This is a genomic window from Pantoea sp. Cy-640 (assembly GCF_011752635.1).
GTDB lineage: Bacteria > Pseudomonadota > Gammaproteobacteria > Enterobacterales > Enterobacteriaceae > Pantoea > Pantoea dispersa.
On record NZ_VWXB01000002.1, the window covers coordinates 567864 to 585646 of the forward strand.

Genomic DNA, 17783 nt, shown 5'->3' on the forward strand with positions numbered 1-17783 from the left:
TAAATTGCAAAGCTGTGCAATTTGTCTGCGATCACATTTGTTGCATTTTTGTGACACAGCCTGTCAATTGCAGATTGCGCTATTTGACAGGCTATTTTCTGTTCATTACTAATTTGCACACACGTGCAAATAAAACCTCTGTTAAGCACGGAACCCTGCCAACCAAGGAGAACATCATGCGCTACACCTCACTGGCCATTGCGCTGTCCCTCAGTTGCACCGCGCTGCCGTTTGCTGCGACGGCCGCTGGCAATCTCAATATGGTCTGCTCGGCGGACGTGGTGGTGTGCGAACACATGACGCGCATTTTCAGCCAGGCACATCCGGATATTAAAGTCAGCATGGTGCGCCTGTCGGCGGGTGAAGCCTATGCCCGCCTGCGCAGCGAAGCGCGTAACCCGCGCACCGACATCTGGTGGGCCGGCACCGGCGATCCGCATATGCAGGCGGCGGAAGAGGGGCTGACGCAGCCGTATAAATCGCCGCTGCTCGACCAGCAGCAGGACTGGGCGCAGAAGCAGGCGGAAAACTCAGGTTACCGCACGGTCGGGATTTATGCCGGTGCGCTCGGCTGGGGCTACAACACCAAACTGCTGGCGGATAAAAAGCTCAAAGCGCCAGCCTGCTGGGCTGATTTGCTCGATCCGGCCTTCAAAGGCGAAATTCAGATTGCCAATCCGAACTCGTCCGGCACCGCCTATAACACCCTGGCGACGCTGGTGCAGATCATGGGCGAGGACAAAGCGTTCGATTACCTGAAAAAGCTCAACGCCAACATTTCCCAGTACACCAAATCCGGCTCGGCACCGGTGAAGGCGGCGGCGCGCGGCGAAACCACCGTTGGCATCGTATTTATGCACGACGCGGTGGCGATGGAAGTCGACGGCTTCCCGATCAAAACCGTCGCGCCCTGTGAAGGTACTGGCTATGAGATTGGCTCAATGTCGATCGTCAAAGGGGCACGCAATCTGGCCAATGCCAAAGTGTGGTACGACTGGGCGCTTAGCGCCGAAGCGCAGTCGCACATGAAAGAGGCCAAATCCTTCCAGCTGCCGTCAAACCGCAGTGCAGAGATCTCCGAATACGCGCCGCGCTTCGAGAACATCAAACTGATCGATTATGACTTCAAAACCTACGGCGATTCCGCCAAACGTAAAGCGCTGCTGAGCCGCTGGGATAAAGAGATCGGCGCCAGCGCGCAGTAATGCCGCATCGCCGGACGCTGCCGCTGACGGCGGCTTGCCGGTTCCGACAGCGCTAAGGATGGCGCGATGATCCCGCATTGAGGTAACACATGAACGCAAATAATCGCCGTCTGACAGGCGCGCTGCTGCTGGGCGCCGTCGCGCTGTTGCTGCTGCCGTGGTACAGCCTGGAAGCAGGCTTTTTCGATAGCGGCTGGCTGCTTAACCTGTGGCGTGATGAAGCCAGCGCGCCGGCATTGTGGCAGATCGGCAGCCATCCATGGCTGGCGCTCGCCGTGGCGCTGCTGGCGCTGTGCGCCGCCTGTGGTTTACTGCCCGGCAGCGCACGCAGCCGGTTGCTGCTGCTGTTCAGCGCGCTGGGCGTGATCTTCCTGATTGTGGAAGGGCACGCGATTGGTTACAGCGGCTGGAGCTGGCTGTGGCTGGAAAACCGCTTCGGCGCGCTGCCGCAGGGACAGCCAGCGATGGGCGCTGGCGCGCTCCTGCTGCTGACCGTGTTTTTGCTGCTGTTCTCGTTTGCGCTGGCCGAACGCGGCGTGCTGAAAGGCGATGCCTTTGTGGTGGCGTCGCTGGTGCTGCTGACTGCGCTGGTCAGCATCTTCGTACTTTATCCGGTGCTTAGCATGTTTGTGGTGTCGGTGCAGGACGTTGACGGCAGTTTCAAACCGGACGGTTTGATCAGCAATCTGCAGGACCCGTCAATCTGGAGCCTTGCCTGTCTGAAAGGCGGCACCTGCGGCACCGCGTGGCGCACGCTGTGGCTGGCGCTGATGACCGCCAGCGGTTCGACGCTGCTGGGTCTGGCCTTTGCCCTGGCGGCAACGCGCACGCCGCTGCCCTGCAAGAAAGCACTGCGTATGCTGACCATTCTGCCGATCATCACGCCACCGTTCGTAATTGGTCTGGCGCTGATTTTGCTGTTCGGTCGCTCGGGCGTGGTGACGGAGCATCTGGCGGCGCTATTTGGCATCGAGCCCGGCCGCTGGCTGTATGGCCTGACCGGTATCTGGATTGCCCAGGTGCTGTCGTTCACGCCGATTGCCTTTCTGGTGCTGATTGGCGTGGTGGAGGGCGTCAGTCCGTCGCTGGAAGAGGCGTCGCAAACGCTGCGCGCTAACCGCTGGCGCACCTTCAGCCGCGTTTCGCTGCCGCTGATGGCGCCGGGTCTGGCCAATGCCTTTTTGATCAGCTTCATCGAAAGCATGGCTGATTTTGGTAATCCGATGGTGCTGGGCGGCAGCCACGGCGTGCTCTCTACCGAAATTTTCTTCTCGGTGGTAGGTGCGCAAAACGATCCGAGTCGCGCCGCGGTGCTGGCGATGATTTTGCTGTGCTTCACGCTGGCCGCCTTTGTGCTGCAGCGGCTGTGGCTGGGTGGCAAAAACTTCGCCACGGTGACCGGCAAGGGCGACGGCGGCAAACATGGTCAGCTGCCGCGTCTGCTGCGCTACGGCGTGTACGGCATGGTGATTCCGTGGGGTCTGTTTACCCTGGTGATCTACGGCATGATTGTGGTGGGCGGCTTTGTGCAGTCGTGGGGCCTGAACGATGCGCTGACCATCGAGCACTATGTGCGCGCTTTCCGCGTCAGCGTCAGTGACGGTCATCTGCTGTGGAGTGGCGTGGCGTGGAACTCGTTCTGGACCACGCTGGAAATAGCCCTGATTGCCGCACCGCTCACCGCCGTGGTGGGCCTGCTGACCGCCTGGCTCATCGTGCGGCAGAAATTTGCCGGTCGTCAGACGTTTGAGTTTCTGCTGATGCTGAGCTTTGCCATTCCCGGCACGGTGATCGGCGTCAGTTATGTGATGGCCTATAACCTGCCGCCGCTGGAGATTACCGGCACGGCGATGATCCTGATTGCCTGCTTTGTGTTCCGCAATATGCCAGTCGGCGTGCGCGGGGGTATCGCGGCGATGAGCCAGCTGGATAAGAGCCTTGATGAAGCGTCACTGACGCTGGGCGCCAGCAGTTTCCGCACGCTGCGCAAAGTGGTGCTGCCACTGCTGAAACCGGCGATCAGCGCGGCGCTGGTGTACGCCTTTGTCCGCGCCATTACCTCGATCAGCGCGGTGATCTTCCTTGTCAGCGCCCAGTACAACATGGCGACGTCCTACATCGTCGGGCTGGTAGAGAATGGCGAATACGGCGTCGCCATCGCTTACTCCACGGTGCTGATTGTGGTGATGCTGCTGATCATTGGCGTGTTCCAGTGGCTGGTGGGCGAACGGCGCCTGCGCCGCGTGGCGCGCCCGGTGGACGTCGCCGCGCCACCTGCTTCCCCTTCGTTAACTCAGGAGAGTGCCGTATGACCGCGATTACTGCTGGTTCCGTGGTGTTTGAACACGTCGAAAAACGCTTTGCCGGTTTTACCGCGCTGCCGGATTTATCGCTGACGGTGGAGCCAGGTACGCTGGTGACGCTACTGGGGCCTTCCGGCTGCGGTAAAACCACCACGCTGCGCCTGCTGGCCGGCCTGGAACATCCGACTTCGGGGCGTATTTTAATTGGTGGCAAAGACGTAACGCATCTGCCAGCCAACGAGCGCGACGTGGCGATGGTGTTTCAATCCTACGCGCTGTTTCCGCATATGAGTGCGCTCGACAACATCATGTACGGCCTGCAATCGTCCGGCATGAGCAAAAAGGAAGCGCAGGATCGTGCGCGCGAAGGGCTGAAACTGGTCGGGCTGGAGAGTCAGGGGCAGCGGCTGCCGTCCGAACTTTCCGGCGGGCAGCAGCAGCGCATTGCGGTGGCGCGCGCGCTGGTGCTGGAGCCGCAGGTGCTGCTGCTGGATGAGCCGCTCTCCAATCTCGACGAGCGCCTGCGCCGCCGGGTGCGCACGGATATTCGTGATTTGCAGCAGCGGCTGGGCTTCACGGCGGTGTATGTCACGCACGACCAGGAAGAGGCGCTGGCGGTGTCGGATAAAATTATTGTCATGAAAGAGGGCGATATTGCTCAGCAGGGCGCGCCGGAAAGCCTGTATCACGCGCCCAATTCGGTGTTCATCGCTGACTTTATGGGCGAAGCCAATATTCTGCCGTGCGAAGTCGAACAGGTAGAAGGCAGCGAAGCGCTGGTGCGACTCGGCAGGCAGCGCTATCGCGTGCGCGGTAACGGCGTTGCGACCGGATCCGCGCAGCTGTCGGTCAGACCACAGTTCATTACCCTGCACAGCGGTGCTGAAGGCGCACTGCGCGGCGAGGTGACGCATGCCACCTGGCTGGGCGATCACATCGAATACGAGGTCAACACGGAACTGGGCTCGCTGTTTATCGTCGATGCGCAGATGGAGCAGCAGCTGCCGCTGGCCGCACGGGTGGCGATTGATTTTAAACCTCAGGGTCTGGCCCTGATTGCCGGTTAATTTAAGGATAACGCATGAGTGATACGAAAAATGACGCGCTGCAATCGCGTCTGCTGCTGGCCGAACGCGTCGCGCGGGCGGGCGGGGAGAAGGCGCTGGCCTACTTCAATCAGCGTGACACGCTGGTGGTCGAAACCAAGCACGACCTGCAGGATGTGGTATCACGCGCTGACCGCGAGGTGGAACAGATGATCGACCAGCAGATTCGCGCCAGCTTCCCGGACGACGGTTTTCTTGGCGAGGAGTACGGCCTGCAGCCGGGCACGTCAGGCTACACCTGGGTGGTCGATCCGATTGACGGCACCAGCCCGTTCCTCAACGGTATGCCAAACTGGTGTGTTTCCGTTGCGGTGCTGCATGACGGCGTACCGGTGATTGGCGTGATCTTTGCGCCGACCTATCAGGAGTGCTACGTCGCCGCGCTCGGCCAGGGCGCAACGCTGAATGGCCGCCGTTTGCAGGTGGATCCGTCACGTACGCTGCAAAATCACGTGACCGGCTTTGGCGCTAATAGCTATGTCAGCCCGGAAGAGGTGGGCCGCCTGCTGGCGTCACTGCTGGCAGCGGGGGGCAACTTTATCCGTATCGGATCTGGTGCGCTGATGCTGGCGTGGGTGGCAGCCGGACGCGTGGTGGGCTATTTCGAACCCTACATGCACGCGTGGGATTGCCTGGCCGGTTACTGTCTGGTGAAAGAGGCCGGCGGCTGGTATCACCCGTTTAATACAGAGGGCGACCGGCTGTTGAAAGGCGCCCAGGTGCTGGCGGTGGCGCCGGGTGCACAGGCGGAGCTGAGGCGGATTGCCGGCGTTTAAGTGGTGCATTTCACGGCCGCGCGGCGTTTTCCAGGTCGCCATCCATGGCGACCTTACTACGCTTGCGCTGTCGTAACTGGATAATGGCATGATTTCAAACGATAAAGTGGTGATTTAAACCGCCACGAACTCGCGGTATCCCGACCAAATCACATACACCGCGAAATAACAAAAAATCAGCGCTGAGGCGAGATACGAATACTTCAGCAGGCGCTCGCCTAACAGCTTTCCGCCCATGCTGCCGATCAGGCAGATAACACAGGTCCACACCACCCCGGCGAGGAAAAACCCGCTGAGAAACCACGAAGTTGCACCGGCATCGCTGTGGCCGATGCGGGCTATCAGCGCGCCGCCCACGCTGGCGAACCACAGAATCGCCGTCGGTGACGACATCGCCAGCACGATGCCGCGCCGAAATTCGCGCAGTAGTGAACGATAAGGCTGGGTTTCAGCCGTGGGAATGTCGATTTTTTTGGCCAGCGCGGCGTAAAGCATTTTAGCGGCAAACCACAACAGCAAAATGCCGCCGCCAATCCATAGCAACCAGCGCACCGGCGTAAACTGCAGTACCACCGCCATGCCAGCCATCGCCAGCAAGGCGTAAATTAAATCACCCACGCAGGTGCCCATGCCCAGCCAGAAACCGTGCAGATAACCGCGCTGCATCGCCAGCGTCAGCATGGCGATGTTGGCGAGTCCGATATCCAGACACAGCGATAAACTCAATAAAAAACCATTAGAAAACGGCAGCATAACGTCGTGACCATCCCTGAGTTCGGTAAAGGAAAGATTAAAGCATGCGTGCCGGGGCTTTTTACACTGCTTCCTGCCATCCATAACCAAACGCTATGACCCGTAAGCAAAGGCACAATTAAATAAACCGATTTGTGAAGCCGATCGGCCTGCGCAGCTTTGCGCGCAGGGAATGCCACTATAGTCGTTAACGAGACGTTAACAACGTCCGTTTCAATACAAAAAAATCAACCTGGTTTGGGCGCAGGCCCGTGAAAATTCCGATTATGGTGGAAAGACAATGAGTGGATACCCAAAACCGGCAACTGGCGGTTTAGCAACAAACTTAACCGTGGCAATATCACTGGCTCTATTGACGCTGGCGGGGAGTGCTATGGCGCAGAACACGGAACATCATCAAACAGCATTAGTCGGCACCTGGACCAGTATTCCGGATGCCCCTGCGGTACAAAAGCCGGATCAACCCAGTGAAGGTTTGTATCGCATGCAGGTCAACAGCGACGGGACGCTCAAGCCGCTGGAGGTGATCAGGATGAAAAGCCCGTCGTGGATCGTTAAATCACGCGACGGGCGGTTTGCTTATACCACCAATGAGGAAAATGCCGGTGCCGTTACCGCGCTGGCGATCGATAAACAGGGCGCAGTGCGGGTGCTGAATCAGGTCGACAGCCACGGCGAGCAGCCGACGCACGCCACTCTCAGCCCGGACGGCAAATTCCTGTTTGTCGCCAACTATTCGGTGGCGAAAGGCGGAGCAGGGGTAACGGTGTTCCCGATTGCGTCGGACGGCAAGCTGGGCGAACAGGTCCAGCATTTCGCGTTCAGCGAAGGCAGCGGCGTGGTAAAAGATCGGCAGGATGGCGGCCATGCGCACTCCACCACCTTTACCCATGATGGCCGCTATCTGTATGCGGCCGATCTCGGTGACGACAAACTGCACGCCTATCGCTACCACGCGGATCGGCGAGAGCCGCTGCAGGCGGATACCAGCCGTGATGTGAGCTTTGCGCCAGGTGCGGGTCCGCGCCACATGGTGTTCTCCGCCGACGGTAAACACGCTTACGTGATTACTGAAATGGCGGGCGAAATCGTGGTATTTCGCGTCACTGACGACCGGCTGGAACGGCAGGCACAGGTGGCGCTGAATACGCAAAACAGCAGCGCCGCCTATAAAAGCGGCGGCGGCATCATTCTCAGCCCGCAGGGTAAATTCCTGATTGCCGCTAACCGCGGATCTGACAATCATCTGCTGGTGTTTAAGATTGCCGCCGATGGCAGCCTGACAGATCCACAGCGCTATGCCGCCGACGGTATTGAGCCGCGCGCGCTGGCGTTTGATAACAGCGGTAAACACCTCTATGTCACTAACGTGTTTACCAACACCATTACGCTGTTTGATTTTGATGCGCACAGCGGCAAGCTGAGCGCGCGCGGTGTGGCGGCGAAGCTGGCAACGCCAACCGACATCAAATTCTTTAACTAACTGCCCTTTCACTCATCCGGTGCGCGTGACGGCGCACCGTCTTCCGCCATAGCCGACAGCGCGCTTTCCAGCGAAGCCGGAAACATCTGGCCGTGACTGAGCCCGGGAAACAGCTGGAAGCGAGCCGCCAGGCCGTTCTCCTGCATGCCGTCGAGGGTGGTGCGAATCCGGCCCAGCACATCGCTGACGCCAGAACGGGATTCGCCGTTGCCTTCCATCAGCACCAGCTGCTTCTGCTTAAACGATGCGGGCGTCACCGCCGCCATTTGCTGCAACAGCGTTGCGTCGCCGCGCAGGGAAGGACTGGCGGCAAAATAGCGCTGGAAAAATCCGGAGTTTAAATAGCTGTCCAGCACAAACAGCCCGCCGTAAGAGTGGCCCCACAGCGCACGCTGCTGCGCATTGATCGGCAGATGCTGTTCGGCACGCGGCGCGATAGTCTGTTCCAGCAGCTGGCGGAATGCGGCACTGCCGCCAGCTGGCCGGCCGCGACGATCCTGCACCTGCTGCGGCGGGGTGTAATCCAGCGTGCGCGCAGCGAGATCGAACGGCAGCGGGGTCTGATAGCCTACCGCCACCAGCACCGGCGGGTTGCCTGCCGCCAGCTTCTGCAACAGTGCTTCGCTGAGATGGTTCATCACGGCGTTGCCATCCAGCATATACAGCACCGCGTAACCGTTGGCCGGTGCCGGTTTACGTGGCACCGCCGTCCACACCTTGTAGTGGCGCTGGCCGTCAGCGGAATCAAACGTGTTAACAGTGAAGCGATACCAGGCAGAGCCTTTGTCGGCAATGTTGGGTCCGAGCGGCGTCATATCAGGCCGGGCGAAGCCGACAGCGGGGCCGAGCAGCAGGCTCAGCAGGGTGAACAGCGGAATGACAAGGCGATAAATCATGGCGCTTCCTTACTAGCTGGCGAGTCAATTACTTCCGTGTCACAGCGAAAGCGCCAGACAGATTAGTGATAATGATTATTAATTTCAACAGCCATTTTGCACCGTCATGCGCCGTGCGGAAGTGTAAAGATTTCGTCAGGATCGCCGATAACGTAGCGGTATAATACCAGCGAGGATAGTCAGGATGATTAACGGTATCGGACCGGGTAGTTTCTCACCGCTCCATCTCAGCAGCGCCAGCGCACGCGTGACCAGCAGCACGGCAAGCAATGCGACCCGGCAAAATAGTCTGACGGCAGACGCCTCAGCGAAAGTCACCTTTAGCGAAGCCACCGACGCCATCTCTGCGGTGTACCAGATGACGCCGGCGCGCGTCACCGCCAGCACGCCTCTTTCGCCTGATATGCAGACGCAGGCGATGGGTGCGCTGCGCAGCTCGGGCGTCAGCATGAATGGCATTGGCAGCGCGCTGCTGAGCGCACTGACGCAGCAGCGTGACGATGTCACCATCAGCGTACCGGCCAGCGGCGGCGCGCAAACTGACACGCAGAGCGCGGTGGCGCTGGAGATTACCACTCAGTCCGGCGTGAGCCTGACTCTGCAGATGACGCGGCAGCAGGATGGCGTAGCGGTGGCACTGAAAACCACTCACGGTAAGCTGAGCGATGACGAAGCTGCGGCAATTGCCAAACTTTCTGGCGCGCTGGAGAAAACCCTGAGCGGGCTGGATAACGGCAACGGTAAACTGGATGTCGGTGACCTGCTCAGTTTTGACAGTAACCAGCTGGCCAGCGTTGATCTGAAAACCGACCTGCGTCGCAGCGGCGAAGTAATGCAGTCGCTGAATCTGCATGCCGACCCGGGTTCACGCTGGCTGGGTTTCCATAATGCCGACGCCAGTTTCAAACTGACGACGGACATGCGCAGCCTGGCGCAGGCCAGCAACGCCGGTCAGCAGCAGAGCGCCCTGGCGCAGTGGAGCGCGGAATTTGATCAGGCCGCTTCGCGCGGTCACGGCGATCGCGCGGCGCTGGCACTGTTTAAGCAGGGTTTCGAGAGCTTAAACAGCACCAGCGCGGCGGCCGGCGTGGCGATGCGCACCCCGCAGGCGATCACCGTTGGCGCGCATGCGGCGCAGGCCGGTGCCATCAGCGGCCTGGCAGATTTCTCGGCCAGCTATCACCAGACGGCGCGCTCCAGCAATCCGCTGAAGCCGGAAGAAGAAGATACTTTCGCTCTGGATGTGGCGCAGCGCAGCAGCCAGCAGAAGAACGGCGATACGCAGCGCATGACGCAGGAAACCCTGTTTAAGCTGAACGCCAGTTTTCATACCGCGCTAAGCGCCAGTTCGCCGCTGGCGCTCAACGAAACCAAAGAGTCACAAAACTATCACTACCACCAGATTCACGATGAAACGCGCAGCACTACTGAGGTGACGCAGGATGCGCAGGGCAATCTCACCGCCCGTTTCGCCCGGCAGCTGACGCAGCAGGAAACGGTGAAGACCTATCAGCTGGCGAAGCTGATTGACAGCACCAGCACACCGCACAGTGAGAAGAGTGAATCGACGCGCCACTATTCCCCGGCGATGTATCTGGCGCAGGCGTAATACCAGGATAACTTAATGCCCACTTTATTGCGCCAGCCCATGGCGCAATAAAACAATAATGTCATTTATCACTATCGATAGCGGAATTAATACTTAAGATTATTCACCCGTGTCACTCAGCGTAATAACCTTGTATCTCCGCGCCCGCTAACGCCTTCTTATCCCTGATAAATTCTTTATTCTCTTTCTGCATGCCGTTTGCCGGATATAGCATAACCGCGCTCTTTACCGCTGTTATTCCCGCTGATTATCATCGCGCCCAATCTGTTATTAAATTACGGCTCTCTGCCCTGGCAGAATGAGCCTGTGAATCACAGCAAAATAAAAAGTGAATCCAGCGATGACGCAAATCAGGGCTCAACAACTTCAGCGCGCGGCGGTGATCACGTCTGACGCGGCGGCAATCGACGCCGCCCGCCACCTGGCGGAACAGGCGAAAGCCGGGGCAGCCGAACGCGACCAACAGCGTATCTATCCGCGTGAACTGCTCGATCAGTTCACCCAGCTGGGGCTGGGCAGTATCAGCGTACCGCGCCAGTTTGGCGGCGGCGGTTTGTCGTTTGGTACCGTGGCGGAGGTGTTCCGCCTGATCTCCGCCAGCGATCCGTCGCTTGGCCAGATTCCGCAAAACCACTTCGGGCTGATCCAGTTCATCCTGGGGGAAGGCAGCGCGCAACAGCAGCAGCGCCTGCTCAGCGCGGTGGTACAGGGCCAGCGGCTGGGCAACGGCGGTCCGGAAAAGAACAGCAAGCACACGCGTGATGTGCAGGCGCAGCTGGTGTCAGGTCCGGAGGGGTTACGGCTCAGCGGTGAAAAGTTTTATTCAACCGGTGCACTGTTTGCCGACATTCTGGTGACCACCGCGCAGCAGGAGGGCCAGCCGGTGATGGCGTTCATTCCGCTGCCGGCTGCAGGGGTGGAGATTATCGATGACTGGTCGGGTATCGGTCAGCGCACCACCGCCAGCGGCACGGTGAAACTCCAGCAGGTGGCGGTCGATGCCGGTTTGACCATCGCGCTACCGTCCCCCGATAAGCCAACGCTGCGCGGTGCCGTATCGCAGCTGATCCAGGCCGCGATTGACGCCGGGATCGCGCAGGGCGCGCTGGATGAGGCGCTGGCGTTTATTCACAGCAGCTCGCGTCCGTGGGTGGACGCAGGCGTGAGCCGCAACGCAGACGATCCCTACATTCTCGCCGATGTCGGGCATATCAACACCGAACTGAGCGCCGCCAACGCGCTGCTGGTGCGGGCGGCGCGCGTACTGGACAGCATTGACCCGCACGCGCTTACCGCTGCGCACTGCGCGCGCGCCTCCATCGCGGTTGCAGAAGCCAAAGTGCTGACCACCGAAATTGCGCTGAAAGCCAGTGAAAAGCTGCTGATGTGGAGCGGCAGCCGCGGCACATTGCTGAAGCATGGGCTGGATCGCCACTGGCGCAACGCGCGCACCCATACGCTGCACGATCCGGTGCGCTGGAAAACGCACGCCATCGGCAACTATTACCTCAATGATGTTCTGCCCGCGCGTCATGCGTGGATTTAAGGAGCGATGATGACGCAGGTTTTCGCTAAACAGCCGGCAGCACGTATCCGCAGCGCGCAGCAGGCCCTGCAGGTGGCAGAAGAGCTGGCTGAACGCTTTCGCAGCGGCGCAGCGCAGCGCGATCGGCAGCGTGAGCTGCCACATGCTGAACTTCAGCACTATTTCCAGTCCGGCTTAGGTGCCATTACCGTGCCGCGTGCGTGGGGCGGTATTGAGATTTCCAGCGCAGAACTGGCGCAGATTTTTGTCATTCTCAGCGCTGCCGATGCATCGATCGGTCAGGTGCCACAAAACCACTTCTACGCGCTGGAAGTGCTGCGCGTTAACGGCAGCGATGCCCAGCAGCAGCGGCTGTACAACGAAGTGCTGGCGGGCGTTCATTATGGCAACGCGCTGGCGGAGTTCGGCTCTGCGGCGGCGCATCAGCGCACCACCGCCTTCAGCCAGACCGCCAGCGGGCTGCGCCTCAATGGCGACAAATTTTACTGCACCGGGGCGCTGTTTGCCGACCGCATCCCGACGCTGGCCATCGCCGATGACGGCAAAGAACAGCTGGTGTTTGTGCCGCGCCATCAGCCGGGCGTGACGGTGATTGATGACTGGAGCGGTTTCGGCCAGCGCACCACCGGCAGCGGCAGCGTGCAGTTTCGTGATGTGGCGATCGCGCCGCACGATGTGGTGCCGTTTCACAGCGCGTTTGAGCAGCCGACCACCGTCGGACCGTTTGCCCAGATTATGCATGCGGCCATCGACCAGGGCATTGCCCGCGCGGCCTTCAACGACATGCTGACCTTTGTGCAGCAGCGCGCGCGGCCGTGGCCGGACAGCGGCGTTGAGCGAGCCTGTGACGATCCGCTGACGCTGGATCGCACCGGGCGGCTCGCCGCACGACTCAGCGCCGGTGATGCGTTGCTGGATGTCGCCGGGGAGGCGGTCGATGTCGCCCAACGCAACCCGAGTGCTGAGCACGTCGCGCTGGCATCGGTTGACGTAGCGAAAGCCCGTGCCTGGACCACTGAGGTGGCGCTGGAAGCCGGCAATCTGTTGTTTGAGCTGGGCGGATCGCGCGCCAGCCTGCGCGAGCACAACCTCGATCGCCACTGGCGCAACGCGCGTACCCATACGCTGCATGACCCGGTACGCTGGAAATATCCGGTCATCGGCAACTATCTGCTTAACGGCGTGCTGCCACCGCGACGGGGAACGCTATGAGCCGCAAACAGATTCTGCTTAATGCTTTTAACATGAACTGCGTGGGGCATATTCACCATGGCATGTGGACCCATCCGCAGGACCGCTCGGTGGAGTTCAATTCGCTGGCGTACTGGCTGGATTTAGCGCGTCTGCTGGAGCGCGGCCTGTTCGACGGACTGTTCATTGCCGATATTCTCGGCGTTTACGATGTGTATCAGCAGGGTATCGGCCTGACGGCGCGCGAGTCCATTCAGCTGCCGGTGAACGATCCGCTGATGCTGATTTCCGGCATGGCCAGCGTGACGCAGCACCTGGGCTTTGGCGTGACCGCCAATCTCAGCTACGAAGCCCCTTATCCTTTTGCCCGCCGCCTGTCGACGCTCGACCATCTGACCAACGGCCGCATCGGCTGGAACATCGTAACCGGCTATCTCGACAGCGCGGCGCGCGCCATGGGGCAGCAGCAACTGCTGGCGCACGATCGGCGCTACGACCAGGCCGATGAGTTTCTTGATGTCACTTATCAGCTGTGGGAAGGCAGCTGGCAGGACGATGCGTTGCTGGCCGACAAACAGCGCCGGCTGTATGCCGATGCGCAGAAGATTCACGCGATCAATCATCAGGGCGAATTTTATCAGGTGCAGGGTTATCACCTGAGCAGCCCTTCGCCGCAGCGCACGCCGCTGCTGTTCCAGGCAGGCTCATCCGCGCGCGGCGTGGCGTTTGCTGCGCGGCACGCCGAGTGCAGTTTCGTGAATGCCAGCTCGCCGGCGGCGCTGCGCGAGCAGGCGCAGCGTCTGCGCCACGCGGCGGTGGCGGCGGGTCGTCAGGCGGACGACTTACGCATCTTTATGGGCGTCAGCGTGATCGTCGCCGCCAGCGAACGCGAAGCGCAGGAGAAGCACCGCAGCTATCTGGAATACGCCAGTGCCGAAGCCGGCATTGCGCACTTCTCCAGCTCAATTGGCGTCGATCTCGCCGCGTTTGGCCTCGATGAACCGATTCACAGCGGCGACACGCGCGCCATTGAATCGGTGAGCAAAGCCTATAACGGCTGGACGCGCCGCCAGCTGCTGGAGCAGCACGCGCTTGGCAGCCGCTACCCGGTGATTGTCGGCAACCCGTCTCAGGTCGCCGACCAGTTGATCCGCTGGATTGATGAAGGTGACATCGACGGCTTCAATCTGACGCGCATCCTGAATCCGCAAAGCTACCGCGATTTTATTGAACTGGTGGTGCCGGAACTTCAGCAGCGCGGCCGCTTTAAAACCGCTTATCAGCCGGGATCGCTCCGGCAAAAAATTTTTCAGCAGCAGGATCGTCTGCCCGCGCGCCACCCGGCCGCGCGCTGGCGGCCTGCGGCTGACGTTCGTTAATTTAACCTCAGGGAGTCAGGATGAAATTTGCCTCATTAGTGGCGCTGAGCGCCGCAATATTAACCGCCAGCGCGTTAGCCGCCGGTGACTACAGCGGCGCACTCAAAGTCGGTACCACGGCGGCTTTCGCGCCGCCGCTGGAAACCGCCGTGGCTGAAGCGAAAAAGCAGGGTCTGCAGGTGGAGCTGGTGGAGTTCACCGACTGGACTGCGCCGAACGTGAGCGTGGAAAATGGCGACATTGACGTCAACCTGTTCCAGCACAAGCCGTTTCTTGACAATGCCAACCGCGAGGGCGGTTTTCATCTGGTGCCGTATGCGCCCGCCATCATCAATAACATCGGGCTCTATTCGAAGAAGCACACGGCAATCGATCAGATTCCGGACGGCGGCACGGTGGCGATTGCCAATGACCCGATTAACGGTGCGCGCGGATTGCTGCTGTTGCAAAAAGCGCAGCTGATTACGTTAAAACCGGGCAGCGGGCTGAAATCCACCGTGGATGATATCGCCAGCAATCCCAAACACCTGAAAATCATCGAAGTGGAGGCGGTGCAGCTGTCGCGCTCGCTGGATGAGGTCGACCTGGCGCAGGGATATCCGCACTATCTGCGTTTGTCGAAGACCATCGACCCCAACAAGGCCTTGTTATTTGATGGCCTTGAGCATCCGGAATATGTGATTCAGTTCGTGATTCGTGACGGACATCAGGACGATCCGCGTCTCAAAAAGTTTGTAGATATCTATCAGCACTCGCCGGTGGTGCGCGCGAAGCTGGATGAGTTCTACGGCAAGCTGTATCAGCCGGGCTGGAGCCAGTAATCATGGTCAGCCTGACTCTTCCTGGCGAGCAGGCGGCGCTGCACACCACGACGCCGGTTGCGGGCCGTGCGCATGTGCAGATCCGCGGGCTGAGCAAACGCTATGACGGCCAGTCGCAGGATGCGCTGAAGCACATCGACCTGCAGGTTAAACGCGGCGAGATTTTTGGCATCATTGGCCGCAGCGGCGCGGGCAAATCGACGCTGATCCGCTGTCTGAACCGGCTGGAAAATCCGACGCAGGGTGCGGTGGTGATTGACGGTATCGATCTCAGTTCACTGAGCGCCAGCCAGCTGGTGCAGTGGCGGCGCCGCACCGGCATGATTTTCCAGCACTTCAATTTACTGTCCGCTAAAACGGTGCGGCAAAACATTGAGCTGCCGATGAAGGTGGCTGGCATACCGGCGGCGCAACGGCGGCAAAAAGTGGATGAGCTGCTGGCGCTGGTTGGGCTGGAGGCGCGCCAGCATGCCTGGCCGGCGCAACTCTCTGGCGGGCAGAAGCAGCGTGTCGGCATTGCGCGCGCGCTGGTGCACGATCCGGAACTGCTGCTGTGCGACGAGGCAACCTCGGCGCTGGATCCGGAAACCACGCGCGCCATCCTCGCGCTGCTGAAAAAAATCAATCAGCAGCGTCATATCACTATCGTACTGATCACCCATGAGATGGACGTGGTGCACGATCTGTGTCACCAGGTGGCGGTGATCGATCAGGGTGAAATCATTGAGCGCGGTCCGGTGTGGCAGGTGTACAGCGATCCGCAGCATGAGACGACGCGGCAGTTGCTTAATCCGCAATTCGGCGCGCTGCCGGAGGCCATCCAGCCGCTGCTGACGCCACAACGTCAGGACGTGGACTCGCGTTTGCTGGTCCGGCTGCGCTACAGCGGGCAGGGTGCGCAGCCGGATCTGGCGGCGATCAGCGCACAGGTCAGCGGCGAGCTGACGCTACTGTATAGCGCGGTTGAATGGGTCGATCGCAAACCCACCGGCCAGCTGTTGCTGCTGCTGGATGCCCGGCACGACGCGCCGGCAGCCCTTACCGCGCTTCATCCGCTGGCGGACCAACTGGAGGTTGCAGGTTATGTCACTGGCTATTGATCGTTTATGGCAGGGGTTGCTGGATACGCTGCTGATGGTCGGCGTGTCGTCGCTGCTGGCGCTGCTGATCGGTTTACCGATGGCGGTGATTCTGGTGGTAACCGGGCGCGGCGATCTGTTCCCCAATCCGCTGCTCAACCGGCTGCTGGGCTGGCTGGTGAACCTGTTCCGCTCGATTCCGTTTTTGATTCTGATGGTGGCGCTGATCCCGTTTACCCGCTGGATTGTCGGCACTACCTACGGCGTCTGGGCGGCCGTGGTGCCGCTGACGCTGGCGGCGACGCCGTTTTTTGCCCGTATCGCGGAGGTGAGTCTGCGCGAAGTGGATAAAGGGCTGACGGAAGCGGCGCAGGCGATGGGCTTTCAGCGCTGGCATATTGTCTGGCACGTGCTGCTGCCAGAAGCGCGGCCTGGCATCGTCAGCGGTTTTACCATTACGCTGGTGACGATGATTAATGCCTCGGCGATGGCCGGTGCGATTGGCGCCGGCGGGCTGGGCGATCTGGCTTATCGTTACGGCTACCAGCGTTTCGATATGCAGGTCATGCTCACGGTGATCGTGGTGCTGGTGGCACTGGTCACGCTGCTGCAGCTGTGTGGCGACCGGCTGTCGCGCCGGCTGAACCATCGCTAAAGGCGTTTTACCTGATCTGCAGGCCGTCAAGCGCCGCCAGCAGCGCGTCGACCTTCGGCAGCAGCTGTTTGCGCCGCGGCCAAATCACCGACAGCGGCAGACCGTCCGGCTGCTGCTGCGGCACAATCACTTCCAGCGCGCCGCTCGCCAGCGCGTCACGCACCAGCCATGACGGCATCTGCGCCACCCCAAGGCCAGCGCACAGCGCCTGCATTTGGGCATCCACGTCGCCCAGCGCCATGCGAGACGGCACCTGACGCCAGTGCGGATGTCCATCCTCCGTGGTGAACAGCCACGGCTTGGTGCTGCCGTCAACGCGCTCGTACAGAATCGCCCGATGCCGCAGCAACTCACTCTCGCTGGTTGGTCTGCCTGCGCGCGCCAGATAGTCCGGCGCGGCGCAAAACACCATACGCTCGCGGCCCATCGCCCGGCAGCCGAGCGAGGCGGGCAGATCCGGCGAACCGCCGATGCGCACCGCGACATCAATGCCCTCATCAAACAGATCAATAAAGCGATCCGAGAAGGTCAGGCTGAGTTCCACATCCGGATGCTGCTGACAGAACGGAATCAGCAGCGGCATGACGCCGAGCCGGCCATAGGTATTGGGCACCGCCAGCCGCAATCGCCCGGATGGAATGGTGCGCTGCGCCGCCAGCACTGCTTCGGCTTCCGCCAGCTCCTCCATAATGCGCAGGCAGGTCTGATAATAGGCGCTGCCGGCGTCGGTGAGCGTCAGGCTGCGGGTGGTGCGCTCCAGCAGGCGTGAGCCGAGCCGCGCTTCCAGCCGCGTCACGCTTTTGCTGATGGCGGAACCGGTCAGGTGCAGACGCTCAGCGGCAGCGGCAAAACTGCCACTTTCAACACTGGCGACAAAAGGAACGATATCTTTCAGACGCTGATCGTGCATGTATTGGTGAATCCAGTTCAGGAATGATGTGAATTAATGCCACGGCTAAGAATTTAATTCTCTATTACGCT

15 protein-coding genes are annotated in these 17783 nt (G+C 60.4%); 12 read left to right on the top strand and 3 right to left on the bottom strand.

What is annotated here, in order from left to right; translation table 11 throughout:
• The first annotated feature begins 176 nt into the window (after nt 1-176).
• From F3J36_RS08225 to F3J36_RS08240, 4 genes are all read left to right on the top strand, one after another.
• Entirely contained in the window at nt 177-1205 is a 1029-nt protein-coding gene (locus F3J36_RS08225) for an ABC transporter substrate-binding protein (protein WP_058759035.1), read from the top strand.
• Between the two features lie 89 nt (nt 1206-1294).
• On the top strand, nt 1295-3517 hold the full coding sequence (locus tag F3J36_RS08230) for an iron ABC transporter permease (RefSeq protein ID WP_058781082.1): 2223 nt from the start codon (nt 1295-1297) through the stop codon (nt 3515-3517).
• Nucleotides 3514-4575 carry an ABC transporter ATP-binding protein gene (locus F3J36_RS08235; protein ID WP_021508950.1) on the top strand — a complete coding sequence of 354 codons (1062 nt, stop codon included), beginning with the start codon at nt 3514-3516 and terminating at the stop codon, nt 4573-4575. The genes F3J36_RS08230 and F3J36_RS08235 overlap by 4 nt, the downstream gene beginning before the upstream one ends.
• A gap of 14 nt (nt 4576-4589) precedes the next feature.
• Entirely contained in the window at nt 4590-5390 is an 801-nt protein-coding gene (locus F3J36_RS08240) for an inositol monophosphatase (protein ID WP_021508951.1), read from the top strand.
• A gap of 114 nt (nt 5391-5504) precedes the next feature.
• On the opposite strand, the gene F3J36_RS08245 is transcribed toward F3J36_RS08240, so the two are convergent.
• Nucleotides 5505-6143, bottom strand: coding sequence for a LysE family translocator (locus F3J36_RS08245; protein ID WP_058770305.1), 639 nt, complete (start codon nt 6141-6143; stop codon nt 5505-5507).
• 373 nt (nt 6144-6516) lie between these two features.
• Between F3J36_RS08245 and F3J36_RS08250 the strand changes: the two genes are divergently transcribed.
• Nucleotides 6517-7626 carry a lactonase family protein gene (locus tag F3J36_RS08250; protein ID WP_166719421.1) on the top strand — a complete coding sequence of 370 codons (1110 nt, stop codon included), beginning with the start codon at nt 6517-6519 and terminating at the stop codon, nt 7624-7626.
• A gap of 8 nt (nt 7627-7634) precedes the next feature.
• Here the strand turns inward: F3J36_RS08250 and F3J36_RS08255 are convergent, their stop codons facing one another.
• A complete protein-coding gene (locus F3J36_RS08255) occupies nt 7635-8522 on the bottom strand; it encodes an alpha/beta hydrolase (protein WP_211072916.1) in 888 nt (295 codons plus the stop codon).
• 184 nt (nt 8523-8706) lie between these two features.
• Here F3J36_RS08255 and F3J36_RS08260 point away from each other — a divergent pair, with 184 nt between their 5' ends.
• The 7 genes from F3J36_RS08260 (at nt 8707) to F3J36_RS08290 (ending at nt 16802) form a co-directional block, all read left to right on the top strand.
• Nucleotides 8707-10131, top strand: a complete 1425-nt coding sequence (locus F3J36_RS08260; protein WP_166719422.1) for a hypothetical protein — start codon at nt 8707-8709, stop codon at nt 10129-10131.
• A gap of 340 nt (nt 10132-10471) precedes the next feature.
• Nucleotides 10472-11677: an SfnB family sulfur acquisition oxidoreductase gene (locus F3J36_RS08265; protein WP_166719423.1), complete on the top strand. Its 1206-nt coding sequence runs from the start codon at nt 10472-10474 to the stop codon at nt 11675-11677.
• A 9-nt stretch (nt 11678-11686) separates the two neighbouring features.
• Nucleotides 11687-12889 (top strand): SfnB family sulfur acquisition oxidoreductase, encoded by a 1203-nt coding sequence (locus tag F3J36_RS08270; RefSeq protein ID WP_166719502.1) that lies wholly within the window; start codon nt 11687-11689, stop codon nt 12887-12889.
• Nucleotides 12886-14247, top strand: a complete 1362-nt coding sequence (locus tag F3J36_RS08275; RefSeq protein WP_021508959.1) for an LLM class flavin-dependent oxidoreductase — start codon at nt 12886-12888, stop codon at nt 14245-14247. The genes F3J36_RS08270 and F3J36_RS08275 overlap by 4 nt, the downstream gene beginning before the upstream one ends.
• 20 nt (nt 14248-14267) lie before the next feature.
• Nucleotides 14268-15068, top strand: coding sequence for a MetQ/NlpA family ABC transporter substrate-binding protein (locus F3J36_RS08280; RefSeq protein WP_166719424.1), 801 nt, complete (start codon nt 14268-14270; stop codon nt 15066-15068).
• 2 nt (nt 15069-15070) lie between these two features.
• Nucleotides 15071-16168, top strand: coding sequence for a methionine ABC transporter ATP-binding protein (locus F3J36_RS08285; RefSeq protein WP_058776052.1), 1098 nt, complete (start codon nt 15071-15073; stop codon nt 16166-16168).
• Entirely contained in the window at nt 16152-16802 is a 651-nt protein-coding gene (locus tag F3J36_RS08290) for a methionine ABC transporter permease (RefSeq protein ID WP_021508962.1), read from the top strand. Before F3J36_RS08285 ends, F3J36_RS08290 begins: the two co-directional genes overlap by 17 nt.
• A gap of 7 nt (nt 16803-16809) precedes the next feature.
• Here F3J36_RS08290 and F3J36_RS08295 read toward each other — a convergent pair whose 3' ends face one another.
• Entirely contained in the window at nt 16810-17712 is a 903-nt protein-coding gene (locus F3J36_RS08295) for a LysR family transcriptional regulator (RefSeq protein ID WP_021508963.1), read from the bottom strand.
• Nucleotides 17713-17783: the final 71 nt, after the last annotated feature.